Annotated in this window: 13 protein-coding genes and 1 pseudogene; 13 read left to right on the top strand and 1 reads right to left on the bottom strand. The window is 52.9% G+C overall.

The window, feature by feature from the left end:
* The first annotated feature begins 2 nt into the window (after positions 1-2).
* The 9 genes and pseudogenes from HPY30_00675 (at position 3) to HPY30_00635 (ending at position 9,398) form a co-directional block, all read left to right on the top strand.
* A complete protein-coding gene (locus HPY30_00675; protein QYZ64632.1) occupies positions 3-1,346 on the top strand; it encodes an ArsB/NhaD family transporter in 1,344 nt (447 codons plus the stop codon).
* Positions 1,347-1,381: 35 nt separating this feature from the next.
* Positions 1,382-1,852: a CBS domain-containing protein gene (locus tag HPY30_00670; protein QYZ64631.1), complete on the top strand. Its 471-nt coding sequence runs from the start codon at positions 1,382-1,384 to the stop codon at positions 1,850-1,852.
* Between the two features lie 66 nt (positions 1,853-1,918).
* Positions 1,919-2,380: a universal stress protein gene (locus HPY30_00665; protein ID QYZ64630.1), complete on the top strand. Its 462-nt coding sequence runs from the start codon at positions 1,919-1,921 to the stop codon at positions 2,378-2,380.
* A gap of 21 nt (positions 2,381-2,401) precedes the next feature.
* Positions 2,402-4,197 (top strand): annotated as a pseudogene (locus tag HPY30_00660) (Na/Pi cotransporter family protein).
* A gap of 85 nt (positions 4,198-4,282) precedes the next feature.
* Positions 4,283-4,537, top strand: coding sequence for a hypothetical protein (locus HPY30_00655; GenBank protein ID QYZ64629.1), 255 nt, complete (start codon positions 4,283-4,285; stop codon positions 4,535-4,537).
* 125 nt (positions 4,538-4,662) lie between these two features.
* A complete protein-coding gene (locus HPY30_00650) occupies positions 4,663-5,136 on the top strand; it encodes a carbohydrate-binding protein (protein QYZ64628.1) in 474 nt (157 codons plus the stop codon).
* 39 nt (positions 5,137-5,175) lie between these two features.
* Positions 5,176-5,514, top strand: a complete 339-nt coding sequence (locus HPY30_00645) for a TraR/DksA family transcriptional regulator (GenBank protein QYZ64627.1) — start codon at positions 5,176-5,178, stop codon at positions 5,512-5,514.
* 842 nt (positions 5,515-6,356) lie between these two features.
* Complete coding sequence (locus tag HPY30_00640) at positions 6,357-7,925, top strand: chain length-determining protein (protein QYZ64626.1); 1,569 nt, start codon at positions 6,357-6,359, stop codon at positions 7,923-7,925.
* A 354-nt stretch (positions 7,926-8,279) separates the two neighbouring features.
* Entirely contained in the window at positions 8,280-9,398 is a 1,119-nt protein-coding gene (locus tag HPY30_00635) for a glycosyltransferase (protein ID QYZ64625.1), read from the top strand.
* Positions 9,399-9,458: 60 nt separating this feature from the next.
* On the opposite strand, the gene HPY30_00630 is transcribed toward HPY30_00635, so the two are convergent.
* Entirely contained in the window at positions 9,459-10,238 is a 780-nt protein-coding gene (locus HPY30_00630; protein ID QYZ64624.1) for a hypothetical protein, read from the bottom strand.
* 225 nt (positions 10,239-10,463) lie between these two features.
* On the opposite strand from HPY30_00630, the gene HPY30_00625 reads away from it, so the two are divergent.
* From HPY30_00625 to HPY30_00610, 4 genes are all read left to right on the top strand, one after another.
* The gene (locus tag HPY30_00625) at positions 10,464-11,717 is read left to right on the top strand and encodes a serine hydroxymethyltransferase (GenBank protein ID QYZ64623.1); all 1,254 of its coding nucleotides are present in this window, start codon (positions 10,464-10,466) and stop codon (positions 11,715-11,717) included.
* Between the two features lie 103 nt (positions 11,718-11,820).
* A complete protein-coding gene (nrdR, locus tag HPY30_00620) occupies positions 11,821-12,333 on the top strand; it encodes a transcriptional regulator NrdR (GenBank protein QYZ64622.1) in 513 nt (170 codons plus the stop codon).
* A complete protein-coding gene (gene ribD / locus HPY30_00615) occupies positions 12,330-13,451 on the top strand; it encodes a bifunctional diaminohydroxyphosphoribosylaminopyrimidine deaminase/5-amino-6-(5-phosphoribosylamino)uracil reductase RibD (protein QYZ64621.1) in 1,122 nt (373 codons plus the stop codon). Before nrdR ends, ribD begins: the two co-directional genes overlap by 4 nt.
* A gap of 215 nt (positions 13,452-13,666) precedes the next feature.
* Positions 13,667-14,326: a riboflavin synthase gene (locus tag HPY30_00610; protein QYZ64620.1), complete on the top strand. Its 660-nt coding sequence runs from the start codon at positions 13,667-13,669 to the stop codon at positions 14,324-14,326.
* The last annotated feature ends 30 nt before the right edge of the window (positions 14,327-14,356 follow it).

The following is a 14,356-nucleotide window of genomic DNA, read 5'->3' as shown; positions in this document are numbered from 1 at the left end:
TTATGCATGGCGAGACAGCAACCCTCTCTCACGTAATTTTCGGCTGGGACCCGCTACTGGTCTCCGCTATCCTGTTTGTCGCCACCTATGCGGTGATTGTCAGTGAGAAGATCAACCGCGCTATCGTGGCTGGTCTCGGGGCGGGACTGATGATAACCCTGGGTGTGCTCAATCAGGAGCAGGCGATCGCCGGAGTGGACTTCAATACTCTGGGACTGCTCACCGGGATGATGGTGATCGTGGCCATTACTCGACGCTGTGGTGTGTTTCAGTTCGTTGCGGTCTGGTCGGCCAAGAAGGTGGAGGCGCGGCCTTGGGGTATTCTGCTCATGCTGTCTCTGGTTACGGCGGTTCTTTCGGCATTGCTGGATAATGTAACCACTGTTTTGCTGATCGCTCCGGTGACTCTGCTCATTACCGAGGAGCTGAAGGTCAATCCCTATCCCTATCTGTTCAGCGAGATCTTCGCCTCTAATATCGGTGGTACCGCGACCCTGATCGGTGATCCACCCAATATTATGATCGGTTCGGCGGTGGGGATGTCGTTCAACGATTTTCTGCTCAATACCGCGCCGATCACTCCCCTTATCATGTTGGTGACGCTGCTGGTGATTTACTTTGTTTGGGGTAGAAGTCTGGAGACGAGCGATGAGGCCCGGCAGCGGGTAATGCAGTTTCGGGAACGGGATGCGATCACAGACGTGAGGCTGCTCAAGCAGTCTCTGTTGGTACTGTCCCTGGTGATCATCGGTTTTGTTTTTGCCCATCCGCTGCACCTGGAGCCGGCTACCATCGCCATGTTCGGGGCCGGCCTGCTGTTGCTGCTGAACAACATTGGTGAGAATGCTGAGGATCAGACCGAAGACGTGCATCACTCCTTCGCTGAAGTGGAATGGGTGACCATCTTCTTTTTTGTCGGCCTGTTCATCGTGGTGAGCGGCATCGAGCATGCAGGTCTGTTGCAGATGCTGGGCGACTGGGTGATAGGTCTGACCGGGGGTGATATGGCAGTGACCGCGATCGCCATCCTTTGGGTCTCCGCCGTTGCCTCGGCGGTGGTGGATAATATCCCCTTCGTCGCCACTATGATCCCAATGATTGAATCCATGGCCCCTACCTTTGGTGGTGCGGAGAACCTGATGCCGATCTGGTGGTCGCTGGCGTTGGGCGCCTGTCTCGGCGGCAATGGTTCCCTGATCGGGGCCAGTGCCAATTTGATCGTGGCAGGCTTCGCCGAGCGCGCAGGCCACCGCATCGGCTTTCTCTCCTTTATGATGACAGCCTTCCCGTTGATGCTGTTGAGCATTGCGATCGCAACAGTTTATGTCTATTTGCGCTATCTTTGAGTGAACGGCAGCCCAGAGCCGACAGAGGATTCACCATGCTGGTTAAAGACTGCATCATCGAGACTGGAGTCATTCGAAGTGGTATGTTGGTTCGCGAGGTATTTTCCGAGTGTGGTAGGACGCATGTTCAGGCTCTGCCTTGTGTCAACGAGAAAGGGAAGATAACCGGCCGGCTCACTCTAAAAAACATCATGAAATTCTCCTGCCTGCCAGAATACATGGTGGAGTTGGCACCGCTACTGGGTGGTTTTCTTTCCTGTGTGGACAATGCGGAGGAAAAGATCAACCAGGTGCTGTGCAGTCAAGTGGATTCCTATGTGCGCAAGGCAGGCGTTTTTACCCGCTCTGATGCGCCGGCAATCAAGGCTCTGGCGATGATGGAGAAGAACGATACCAGTTACCTTTTCGTGGTGGACGAAGGGGAGTACCGTGGAATCATTACTATTCAGGGGATTGCGGCAAAGATGTCGGAGATCGTGGTCTGTGCGGTTGATCGAGGTGGCTGAAAGCGTGCCGGCGAGTGGTGTTGGCGGTATGCCGAATAATTACAAAATTGATGATGGAGAAGAAAATTGCCTAACAAATCACACAAACATCCCATTCTTGTCCCTGTGGACTTTTCACATCATTCGGAAGCTGCCTTGATCAAGGCCTGTGAAATGGCTCAGTGCATGAAATTGCCGATCATTGCCCTCCACGTGGTTCATGATCCCGGGGACATGCCTGGTTATTACGCCGGCATCAATAAGAAAAACAGTCTTGTCAGAATAGAAGACCTGGCACTGGATATGTTTGAAGACTTCATGAAGGCGGTTAAAAAGCGGCACCCGAAAACAGGCGCACTGCGCAAAGCTAAGACCATGCTCGTGGTGGGGCTGCCGGTGACGAAAATCCTTCAGGTTAGCGAAAAACTGAATGCCTCAATGGTTGTGATGGGGAGCCAGGGCCGTACCGGCCTGGATCACATGCTATTGGGTTCAAAAGCAGAGCAGGTGGTCCGGATGTCACCGGTACCTGTAACCATCGTCAAATAATAACCCACCGAGGTGTACAACATGTATACAAAAAGCAGACTCTGGTTTGAGGCTTATTTAACAAGAGGGACGCTGGTTTTGCTCGCAGGGCTGGCGGCTGCATTCATGGTTTACCCGGTATTCGCCGCCTCAGGCGCTGCAGCAGAGATGAAATGGGGCACCATGGGCATGCAGCTGTTCGGTGGGCTGGCGCTCTTTCTGTTTGGCATGGAGCAGATGTCGGAGGCCCTCAAGGCAGTCGCCGGCGAACGCATGAAATTGATCTTGGCCAAGTTGACCACCAATCGCTTCATGGGTGCCACGACGGGCGCGTTCGTGACCGCGATCATTCAATCCTCTTCCGTTACCACTGTCCTGGTGGTTGGATTTATCACTGCGGGTCTGATGTCCATGTCGCAATCTGTCGGGGTGATCATGGGCGCCAATATTGGCACCACGATCACGGCGCAGATTGTCGCATTCAAAGTGACCAAGGCCGCTTTGCTGATGGTCGGCGTCGGATTCAGCATGCTGTTCATCTCCAAACAGGACAAAATAAAGCAGTATGGCACCATGCTCATGGGATTGGGGCTGGTATTTTTTGGCATGAGCGTCATGAGTAATGCCATGCAGCCACTGCGTACCTATCAGCCTTTTCTTGATCTGATGATTCAGATGGAAAATCCCCTGGTCGGTATCTTGGTGGCGGCGGCCTTTACCGGGCTGATACAGTCCTCATCTGCTACCACCGGTATTGTTATCGTCATGGCCAGCCAGGGGTTTATAACGCTCCCGGCAGGTATCGCCCTAGCGTTTGGTGCGAATATCGGAACCTGCATTACAGCCATGCTGGCCTCCATTGGCAAACCCAGAGAGGCAGTCCGTGCAGCCGTAGTGCATGTCCTGTTCAATATTGCAGGCGTACTGATATGGGTGCTGTTTATAGACCATCTCGCCAATTGGGTCACCGCGTTGTCGCCGGTTCATCCGGAACTCTCCGGTGTGGATCGTCTCGGTGCGGAAACGCCTCGTCAGATCGCCAATGCTCATACCATTTTTAATATTGCCAATACACTGATCTTTATCGGCTTTACCACCCAGATTGCCCGTCTGGTCGAGTGGCTGATTCCAGACAGCACGCTGGAGGAGGAGGATCTGCTGGTCAGCGCCAAATACCTTGATGAAGAATTGCTGACAACGCCTTCACTCGCCCTGGGCCGGGTTCGTTTGGAAGTGCTGCACATGGGAGAGCGCGTAGAAGAGATGCTGGACAGCATCATGCCGGCCATCCTCACTGGCAACAAGGAATCATTGTCCGCTGTCCGCGACCTGGATGACCAGGTGGATATCCTCTACGAGCAAATCATCGATTACATGGGGCGTATCAGCAAGCGTTCACTATCGGATCAGCAGACCGAGGAGTTTCTCCGGCTCATGGAGGCAGTGAGCGATCTAGAAAACATAGGTGATACGATTGAAACCAATCTGGTGGGTTTGGGCTTCGACCGGATAAATGCTGGATTTTCAATCAGTGAACCGACCCGCGAGGTTCTTTTGGGTTTTCATGAAGTGGTTACCAAGGCTTTCAAAACAGCGGTACAGGCAGTTTCCCAGAATAGTGAGGAAGCCGCACAGATTGTGACAGCCATGAAAGAGGAGATCACCAAATGACTGACTCAGCGGCCGCTCATCAGGCTGAACGACTGGTGGCCGAAGAGCCCAATCGTATTCCGGCTTACACCATTGAAGTCGATATCATCGAAAAACAGAAGCGCATCTACTATTTCGCCAAACGGATGGCCAAGAGTGTAACTGCACTTGAAGCGATAGAGGCGTAAACAGACTGTAATAATTCAAGGGTATCATTGCGCAGAATGTGGAAGATATAGCCTTTATAGAGAATCTAACAATGGGAGATATGAGATGGGTATCGAAAAGCTACTGGACAGTTTAAATGGCTACTTGAAGAAGGCGGAAAAGAAGAAAACCGCCCAGTGTGACGAAATAGACGTTCTGTTGAAAAAACTGAAGGAGAAAAAGAAAAAATTAGAGAAAAAACAGAGTAACGAAAAGAATCCGACAAAAAAGAAGCGATTATCAACTGAATTGAAAATCATCACACTTCAATTGAAGAAAGGCTCCAAGCGGCGTAATGAATTGAAGAAAAAGTGCGAGTAATTCTGCGGTACCCGCTTCTCTCTCAATTTGGGAATAGAGCGGAAAAGGTGTTTAAACGGCGCAGAATTTAATCTACAGATCAGCCGGTTATGGCGTGCAGCAGCTCGAGATCAGAAGGCATGACGATGCGCAAACGAATTATTACCCCGGTTCAGCAAGGAACTTTACCTCCTGACCAGAATTGGTTGGATTTGGAAGGGCTCGCGGAGGTGGAGATTACCTCAGAGGACGCCTCACATCCCATTGAGTCGGCATTGCTGCCCGGACGGAATTCTGGATGGCGTGCTGCAGATTCAGGAGAGCAGACGATCCGGCTTCTCTTCGCCAATCCCCAGCGGCTCAGGCAGATTTGGTTGCACTTTGTGGAGACCCGCAGTGAGCGAACGCAAGAGTACGTCTTGCGTTGGTCGCCGGATGGCGGGCAGTCGTTTCGGGAAATCGTACGGCAACAGTGGAACTTCAGTCCCCAGGCTGCAACCAGCGAGACGGAAGACCATCATGTCGAGCTACCGGCGGTTACTGTGCTCGAACTGACCATCATTCCGGACATAAGTGGGGGAGATGCGATCGCCTCTTTGGCGCAGTTGCGGCTTGCCTGACCAGTGCGTCAGCAGCAATAACAATTGTAGTGGTAACCAATGACTGAAGAAGAGATGGCACAAATCAGACAACAACTTCTTCTTCTGAGATCGGAGCTCCAGGAACTGGAGGAAACATTCAAGGAGACAAACAAACCCTTGGAACTTGATCAGGCGAGAGTTGGCAGGCTTTCTCGCATGGATGCCATGCAGGCACAGCAAATGGCACTGGAATCATCCAGGCGACGTCAGTCTCAGCTCTTGAAGGTCGAAGGTGCCTTGCGTCGCATTAAATCAGGCGAGTACGGATACTGTTTTGTGTGTGGCGAAGAGATAGGCATTCGTCGACTTTCCGTTGACCCGGCGAATACGCGCTGCATGGAATGCGCCGAGAAGTGAATCTGTTGGACGCAGCGAATCTGCCGAGAGAGGATCTCTATCCTTCACCCCCTCACGAAGTTCGAGTGCGCAAGACCCCCCGCAATTTCTACTATGCTTTTTGAGCCAACGGAGAATTGCCTATCCGGGCCTAGGCGAAGTCCGCCGAGCACGCATGGAAAAAATGTCTTTCTCTCATAAATTCAGGATGTTATTTCTGGACATCTTTAGAATATTGCCTATCTTTGGATCTCGCTCCAAACTCTTTGAAAAACTCACAAAGCGGTGAGTTAATCCCATGGACGTGGGGGGGGAGCCGTATTTGTCCAAATGCCTAAAGTATTTCCTTTTTACTGCCGATGACTTGGGTATCCATCACAGACAATAAGGTACTCAATGTCATTATGAAAAGCTTAAGCAGCTGCCCTGAGCGTGAGTAACCGGACAATTTAAATCCTGCTCAAATGAAAATGGTAGTCGGTGGCGATTACACCGTTTCCGTGTCGGTCAAAGTCTAAAGACTTGGCCACCTTTGGATTAAGGTATCTCTATGATATCGAGCAGAAAAACGCATAAGCATACGCTGATATGCTCTTTCTGCATTGACTGTCACCTTTCTTTACAGGCGCATTGGTAACTGGGTCGATGCATCTGTATCATATAGCGGCTTGATGGGCAGGGCTGTGCCGGTAGCTGGCGAAAGAAACCGGCTGTTACAGAATGCTAATAATGGCTGGTCATCCAACCCCGTGATTACCTATGGAACCGGGTTGCGTTCTATAAATCATGCATGGAAAAATTTTCCTGCACCGATGAACGGAATCTGAAAATTAGGATATTAGAGACCTCTAGATACTCATGTCATGAAAGATTTAATCAATATCATCAAGAATCAGATTCGCTCCGCATGGCGTTATCGCTGGTATGCGATGATCGCAGCCTGGTTGATTGCTATTGTCGGCTGGGCCGCAGTTTTTGTCATGCCCGACAAGTTCGAGTCGAATGCCAGGGTTTTTGTGGATACAGAAACGGTTCTGCGCCCACTATTGAAAGGGTTGGCTGTACAGACCAACCTCGCACAACGGCTTCAGTTGATGACCCGTACGCTCTTGAGCCGGAAAAACCTTGAAAAGGTGATGCGCGAAACGGACATGGATCATGATGCTACAACCGTGGCAGAGAAAGAGCGCCTGCTTGAAAAGCTTAAAAGTGAGATATCGATTGAGACTCAAAAGCGACAGAATTTCTACACCATAGCCTACACTGCGAAGGACCCCTATGTTACGAAAAAAGTGGTGGAGACACTGCTGAATATCTTTGTGGAGTCGGCACTGGGCGATACGCGGGTTGAGTCGGATACGGCACAAAGGTTTCTGGAACAACAGATCAGGGAGTATGAATCCCGGCTTATTGAGGCTGAGAATCGGCTGACGGGTTTCAAAAGAAAGTATATCGATACCTTGCCTGGCCAGGGTGGCGATGTTTTTGCGAGACTGCAAGAGGTGCGGGCTACGTTGCAGGATCTCAATTTGGAGCTGAAAGAGGCAGGGATTCGACGTGACGAGTTGAGGCGTCAATACGAGGCCGCCGAGAGGGATGAGAGACAACGCCAGGCGGCAGAGGGACGTTTGGCAGTGGTTGCGACCCCAGGTGAACAGCGTATTCTGGCCATGGAAAAGAGGCTCGACGACCTTCTTCTGAGATACACTGAAGCCCATCCGGATGTTAGGGAGGCAAGGCAGACGATAGATGAGCTGAAGAAGCAAGAGAGGGAAATCCAGGAGAGCCAAGCTGCTGGCAATTCCGATGTTAATGTAACCTCGATCGCGGTGGAGGAGTTGAAATTGGCTTACCGCCAATCAGAAGTTAGCTTAACGGGGATTCGCGTCAGAACAAACGAATATAAAAAGAGAATTGAAGTGCTGAGGGAGAAGCTGGATACCTTGCCACAGGTGGAGGCTGAACTTAAAAAGCTCAATCGAGATTACAGCATCAACCAAGAGACCTATGGGCAGTTGGTGCAGCGTCTGGAATCTGCCCGTATGTCGAAACAGGCAGACGAGGCGGGTGACAATGTAAAGTTCCGGGTAATTGATCCACCAAAGATTCCGCTGGTTCCTACTGGCCCCAAGCGGGTGATTTTCAGCGTGGTCATCCTGGTGTTGGCTCTCATTGCTGGTGGGGGACTGGCATTTCTTATCGCGCAGTTCAAACCAGTCTATTACGATACGACTTTGCTCAGGAAAGGGACGGAAATACCTGTGCTTGGCCAGGTGTCCAGGGTCTGGACCAGTAGTGTGGCGATGAAGCGCAGGCTTGAAGTCAGTGCCTTTGTGACGGTCGGGGCGATGCTCGTGACTGTGTTCGGCGCTATCTTGGTTATTTATAGTATTGGTTTGCGTGGCGAGATTATTGCCCTCATAAATAGTTGACAGCGGTTAAGGAAGGTTTTTCCCAGGGAATTCCCCTTAAATACTTCGCCTATCAGTCTGAATCCTGAGGTTCGTGTGAGTACCTTGTGCTCCTTCAACGTGATAATTACGGATTCAGCGCTCCCGTGGTGTTTCGCAGCAAGGCGCAGTGTGCAGGGAATGGCTATTCCCTTTCCAAACGCTAAAACGTGGCTGCGGGACACCACGGGAGCGCCCTCCGGGTGAGCTTGTCTGCGTCCATGGACTGCGTTGTGCCTCTTGACAAGGAAGCGGCCATTGCCTGCGAGGCGCGCCTTGCCATGAACGCAGACAAGCTCACTGAGCCCGCAATTACCACATTGAAGGAACACTAGAATGACAATAAAAATTTCTCTCGTGGCGCACAATGCCTATGGCGCTATATCAGGCGGGAGTGCCGGGCATGTGGGTGGCGTTGAGCGTCAGACCAGCATGATGGCTTTCTGGCTGCAGAAGAAGGGTTTCGACGTCTCGATCATTACTTGGGATGAGGGTCAGGAACAGGACTTTGTCATTGATGGTGTTAGGCTCATCAAGCTGTGTCGTAAGGACGAGGGCCTTCCAGGGCTTCGTTTTTTCCACCCGCGTTGGAGCAGTCTCAATGCTGCACTCAAACGTGCTGATGCCGATGTCTACTATCAAAATGGCGCCGAGTATGTAACTGGCCAGGTTGCCTTGTGGTGTAAGCGGAACCATAAGAAATTCATCTTCTCCTCCGCCAGTGACGCTGATTGTCAGCTAAATCTACCCTGCCTGGATTCCTTCAGAGAGAAGTACCTCTACAAGAAAGGATTGGAGTTGGCGGATCATTTGATTGTGCAGACTGAAAAACAGGGTGTGGCCTTGTTGGATGCTTTTGGCATGACGTCAACCGTGTTGCCTATGCCCTGTCCCGACCTGTTGCCGGCGGAACAATCGGCGCCCAAGGATTTTCATGAACGCAAAGGGGTGATCTGGGTTGGCCGGATTAGTGAGGAGAAACGCCTGGAGCTCCTGCTTGAAGTGGCAGCCAAGACTCCGGAAATCACCTACGATGTTCTGGGAAAACCCAACAAAGGCTCCGAATATGCGCGTAGCGTGCTCGATGCTGCGGAGCAGGCCGAGAACGTCAATATTCGCGGCATGGTCGAGCGGGACAGAATTCGGGATTTCTACGCGAATGCCAGAATTCTATGTTGTACCTCCTCCTTTGAAGGTTTTCCCAATACCTTTATCGAGGCTTGGAGCGAGGGACTGCCTATCGTCACAACCTTCGATCCTGATGGTCTCGTGCAACGGAAGCAGTTGGGTTTTGCCGGTTCGGATATCTCAGATCTTGCCGAGAAAACAGCTCATCTGCACAGTAATGAGAATGAGTGGACGCAGATGTCCCGGAATTCCCGGCAGTATTTCGTGGAAAATCACGAACTGGATGCAGCGATGGAGAGATTTTCTTCTCTCTTCAGGGACATTTGATTTTCTGTAGAGCGAGGCGCTCTGGCCCACCCACCGGGGCAGATCAATCCGGTTTTATACCTACATCAATGCCGCATACATGCCGGTAATCTTATTCATTGCGACGAGAATCTTATCCAGTGAACGGGTGACCAGAGAGGGAACAAAATTGCCGTTCTCCAGGTTGTTGCCAAGGCTGAATAAATCCCATTGCTCCTTTACCCCCGTCAGTGCCTGATCTATCTCGGGTGTGTTCTCGGGAGCCGTCCTTAACTGCTGCAGTGCGCTGTCGAAATCTGCTACCGCCTTTTTGTAATCGGATTCGTAGAGGGGTTGTTGGAATTTCCAGCTGCGCAGCATATATAGGTTGGCCATGCGCTGGGATAGCATGCGCTGGCGTCCGGCCATATTGACCAATTTTCCGGTGGACGTACCGGAGGCGGTTTCGAGCAACACAACAACCCGGTGTGATGCATTTAGCAGCTCCTCCCCGGCCTGGCGTATTGCTTCGGCAGAGGTGCGATTGGGCTTGCCTGCCGCGAGCTGGCGAAAAGGGGTCCAAAGTGTGGAGACCTTCGTTAAAGCTTGGGTGACGCTGCTGTTCACCTTGAATTTTTTCAACTCGGCAAGTTGCGCAGCAAAGAGATCAAGTGAAGCTTTGCGCTGTTTTTTGGCGATGCGATATCGGATATCCTGCCCCATCTGACAATAGGTCTTAATGATCCGTTGGGTCAGCATGCGCTGTCGGCCAGCCTTGTTGATCGCCTCGCCCATGCTCAATTCGACGGCGGGCACCTGAGCCGGGATGAAGAGCAGCGCCAACAGAAAGAGCAGAATGGTCTTTGCCGATACACGACGCATGAAGAATACCCCTTAAGTTTCACTTCAAAAAGTGCCAAGCTGATGAATGTAATTATTATCCTCGTTAAAATAACGGCTTGGGCGACAGCCGTAAAGGGAAAAACAGCGATTTTGCATGGAGAGTGAAAATCTTTTTCTGTGTTTCGAGCAGGTGAACTGGTTTAGAGACCGGTTAGCTTTTTTTTGCTATATTAATTCGTTTTTTATTGGCGGGGAAATGGCCTGATGTTTAACAAAAACATGCAAATCCAAGGGTATGACGATGAGTTGTGGTCGGCAATGCAGGCCGAAGAGACGCGCCAGGAAGAGCATATCGAGCTGATCGCCTCTGAAAACTATACCAGTCCTCGCGTAATGCAGGCTCAGGGCAGTGTGCTGACGAACAAATATGCAGAGGGCTATCCCTACAAACGCTACTATGGCGGCTGTGAGAATGTCGATGTTGCCGAGCAGTTGGCCATTGATCGCGCCAAGGCGCTGTTTGATGCGGACTTCGCGAATGTCCAGCCTCACTCAGGTTCTCAAGCCAATGCAGCGGTTTATATGGCGCTCTGCCAGCCTGGCGACACCGTACTTGGCATGAGCCTGGCGCATGGTGGCCATCTGACTCACGGCGCCAAGCCCAATTTCTCCGGCAAGCTTTACCATGCCGTTCAGTATGGTCTCAATCCCGAGACCGGTGAAATCGACTATGAAGAGGTCGAGCGCCTTGCCCGTGAGCACAAGCCAAAAATGATCGTCGCCGGCTTTTCCGCGTACTCCCGTATTGTGGATTGGCAGCGTTTCCGTGATATTTCCGATGAGGTGGGTGCCTATTTGTTCGTTGATATGGCGCATGTGGCGGGCCTGATTGCAGCTGGTCACTACCCGAGTCCGGTAAATATTGCCGATGTGACCACTACCACCACGCACAAAACCCTGCGCGGCCCGCGTGGCGGCCTGATTTTGGCGAAGGCCAGCGAAGAGATCGAAAAGAAACTGAATTCACTGGTCTTTCCCGGCACTCAGGGTGGCCCCCTGATGCATGTGATTGCCGCCAAGGCCGTAGCCTTCAAGGAAGCGATGGAGCCCGAATTCAAGGCCTACCAGGGCCTGGTGATTAAAAATGCCCAGGCGATGGCCCGGATTTTTATGGATCGCGGCTACGACGTGGTCTCCAAGGGTACCGATGACCATCTGTTTCTGGTCAGCTTCATTGAGGCAGGTCTGACCGGTAAGGATGTGGATGCCTGGCTGGGTGCTGCCAATATCACCGTCAACAAGAATGCAGTGCCGAACGATCCTCAATCCCCCTTCGTGACTTCGGGTATCAGGGTCGGCACACCGGCCATCACCACCCGGGGTTTCGATGAGGCCGATGCCGCTGAACTTGCGGGCTGGATGTGCGACGTAATCGATAGCCGTGGAGATCAGGCGGTGATTGATGGGGTTAAGGAGAAGGCTCTGGCCATCTGCGCCAAATATCCGGTCTACGCTTGAATAATAGGGTCAAGGGTTTGGGGCCGGGGGCCAAGGTTTGAAGAAGATGACATTGCGCAATCTATTCCCTCGGCCCTTGGCCCTTGGCCCTCGGCCCTAGCCGATGCGCTGTCCTTTTTGCGGAGCACAGGATACCAAGGTCATCGACTCCCGCCTTGCGGGAGAGGGCGATCAGATTCGACGTCGTCGCCAGTGTGCAGTCTGCCAGGAACGGTTCACTACTTATGAAACCGCTGAGCTGAATCTGCCCAGAGTCGTCAAGCACGACGGCAGTCGCACGCCCTTCGATGGCCGTAAACTGCGTTCAGGCATGATGCGGGCGCTGGAGAAGCGCCCGGTCAGTACCGAACAGGTGGAGGCGGCAATCAACCATATCACCCGCAAGTTAACGGCCAGTGGAGATCGAGAGATCGCGTCGCTGCAAATTGGGGAGATGGTCATGGATGAACTGAAGACGCTGGACCAGGTTGCCTATGTGCGCTTCGCGTCCGTCTACCGTAAATTTGAGGATGTTAACGCCTTCCGGGAAGAGATTGACCGCCTGGAGAGGCAGCCCGGTCCCGAGGCGCGCAGACAGCAGATGGATCTTCTAAGTCGCGATAAAAAGGACAAATGAGTAGCGGCGGCGACCATGTCTATATGGCCAGGGCGATTCGTCTGGCGGAGCGGGGACGTTATACCACCCATCCCAATCCCCGGGTTGGCTGTGTGTTGGTGAAGGGGGATGAGATTGTCGGTGAAGGCTACCATCGCCGCGCCGGAGAACCCCATGCCGAACGCAATGCCATCGCCATAGCGGGTGCGCGGGCCGAGGGATCGACGGCTTATGTCACACTGGAACCCTGCTGCCACCACGGGCGTACCCCACCCTGTACAGAAGGACTGATCGCAGCGGATGTCACGCGTGTTGTGGCAGCAATGGAAGACCCCAACCCCCAAGTGGCCGGGAAGGGGCTTGCGCAGTTGCAGCAGGCCGGAATAGCTGTTGAGGCGGGGCTGATGCAGCGCCAGGCCGAGGCGTTGAATCCGGGTTTTATCAAGCGAATGCGTCAGGGCAAACCCTACGTGCGCTGTAAGCTGGCCATGAGTCTGGATGGGCGTACGGCGATGGCCAGTGGTGAGAGCAAGTGGATCACCTCGTCTGCGGCTCGCCATGATGTGCATCTGTTGCGCGCCCGCAGTAGCGCGATTCTGACCGGCATCTCCACGGTGCTTGCCGACGATGCTTCGATGAATGTTCGGCTGACTTCACAAGAGCTGGGGTTGGATGAGGGGCTGCAGACGCCGCATCCGGTGAGGGTCGTTTTGGACCCACAGTTGGAGATGTCACCCAATGCCAAGATGCTGGCCCTGCCGGGGAAAACACTGGTACTGGGTAGTGATGAGCATCCCCGGCAGACAGCTGCCCTGGAGGCTGCTGGTGCAGAGGTGGTGCTGGTGCCTCCCAGGGAAGATGTGTTGGACCTGACTGCGGTGATGGCGCAGCTCACAGCGCGTGAACTGCATGAGGTGATGCTTGAATCAGGCGCAGTGCTGGCCGGAGCAATGCTGGAACAGCAGCTGATCGACGAACTGGTGATCTATGTGGCGCCCCATATCATGGGTGATGGGGCCAGGGGGCTCTTCCATCTGCCGGGACTGGAGAAGATGGAGGATCGTTTAGGACTCGATATCACCGACCTGCGCCAGGTGGGCAAAGAGATCCGTATCACTGCCCGGCCGTTATATCAGTAGAAAACGACGTAGGTTGGGTTAGATGCGCAACAGCACCATGCTTTCTGCTTATCGACACTGTTTGAGCACATCGTAACCCAACGGCTGAGCTTGAATTACGCGGAAAATGTTGGATTACGGCGCGCACTTGGCCTTGGCGGAAATAATAAATCTAGCGGTAATGTGCACCTAATCCACGCTCTGGCTGAGTATTGGTGTTAACCAGGAAAGTCATTATGTTTACAGGCATCATTCAATCGATCGGCACGCTTGCTGGCCAGGAGACTAAAGGCGGAGACGTACGTCTATACATCCGCACCGGGCGGCTGGACCTGGCTGACGTTGCCCTTGGCGATAGTATCGCCGCCAACGGTGTTTGTCTGACAGTAGTCGAGTTGACTGGGGATGGCTTTCGGGCGGATGTTTCCCGTGAGACACTTTCCTTGACTACGCTCCATAATCTCAAGCCGGGCAGCCCGTTGAACCTGGAGAAGGCCTTGACTCTGAACTCCCGTCTCGGCGGCCACCTGGTGAGCGGACATGTGGATGGTGTTGGGAGGGTGGTGGGTCGCCGGGAGGATGCCCGATCCATCCGTTTTGACATTGAGGCACCCAAAGCGCTGGCAAAATATATCGCCCACAAGGGCTCCATCTGCGTTGATGGCGCCAGCTTGACGGTGAACGGCATCGACGGAAATCGCTTCGATCTCAATATCGTTCCTCATACCCTGAAGGAGACAACCCTCGAAGGGATTCAGGTGGGGCAAGAAGTGAACCTGGAGGTCGACCTGATCGCCCGCTACCTCGAACGGCTGGTGCTCGGGGAGAAGGCGTCTGAATCAGCGGTATCGGGTGTTACCGAAGCGTTGTTGCTGGAGCGGGGTTTTATCCGCTAAAGGCTTAAACTTGGCCTGGCAACGTTTTTT

This window comes from Gammaproteobacteria bacterium (ex Lamellibrachia satsuma) (assembly GCA_019623805.1).
Lineage (GTDB): Bacteria > Pseudomonadota > Gammaproteobacteria > Chromatiales > Chromatiaceae > QGON01.
Note: the sequence above shows the minus strand (reverse complement) of the source record. Positions and strands in the feature narration are given on the sequence as shown.

Excerpts from the sequence above, each read along its gene's own strand:
- nrdR (QYZ64622.1), top strand. The coding sequence starts at position 11,821 with ATGCGCTGTCCTTTTTGCGGAGCACAGGATACCAAGGTCATCGACTCC.
- HPY30_00635 (QYZ64625.1), top strand. The coding sequence starts at position 8,280 with ATGACAATAAAAATTTCTCTCGTGGCGCACAATGCCTATGGCGCTATA.
- HPY30_00625 (QYZ64623.1), top strand. The coding sequence starts at position 10,464 with ATGTTTAACAAAAACATGCAAATCCAAGGGTATGACGATGAGTTGTGG.
- HPY30_00645 (QYZ64627.1), top strand. The coding sequence starts at position 5,176 with ATGACTGAAGAAGAGATGGCACAAATCAGACAACAACTTCTTCTTCTG.
- HPY30_00650 (QYZ64628.1), top strand. The coding sequence starts at position 4,663 with ATGCGCAAACGAATTATTACCCCGGTTCAGCAAGGAACTTTACCTCCT.
- HPY30_00630 (QYZ64624.1), bottom strand. The coding sequence starts at position 10,238 with ATGCGTCGTGTATCGGCAAAGACCATTCTGCTCTTTCTGTTGGCGCTG.
- HPY30_00670 (QYZ64631.1), top strand. The coding sequence starts at position 1,382 with ATGCTGGTTAAAGACTGCATCATCGAGACTGGAGTCATTCGAAGTGGT.
- HPY30_00640 (QYZ64626.1), top strand. The coding sequence starts at position 6,357 with ATGAAAGATTTAATCAATATCATCAAGAATCAGATTCGCTCCGCATGG.
- ribD (QYZ64621.1), top strand. The coding sequence starts at position 12,330 with ATGAGTAGCGGCGGCGACCATGTCTATATGGCCAGGGCGATTCGTCTG.
- HPY30_00675 (QYZ64632.1), top strand. The coding sequence starts at position 3 with ATGCATGGCGAGACAGCAACCCTCTCTCACGTAATTTTCGGCTGGGAC.
- HPY30_00610 (QYZ64620.1), top strand. The coding sequence starts at position 13,667 with ATGTTTACAGGCATCATTCAATCGATCGGCACGCTTGCTGGCCAGGAG.
- HPY30_00655 (QYZ64629.1), top strand. The coding sequence starts at position 4,283 with ATGGGTATCGAAAAGCTACTGGACAGTTTAAATGGCTACTTGAAGAAG.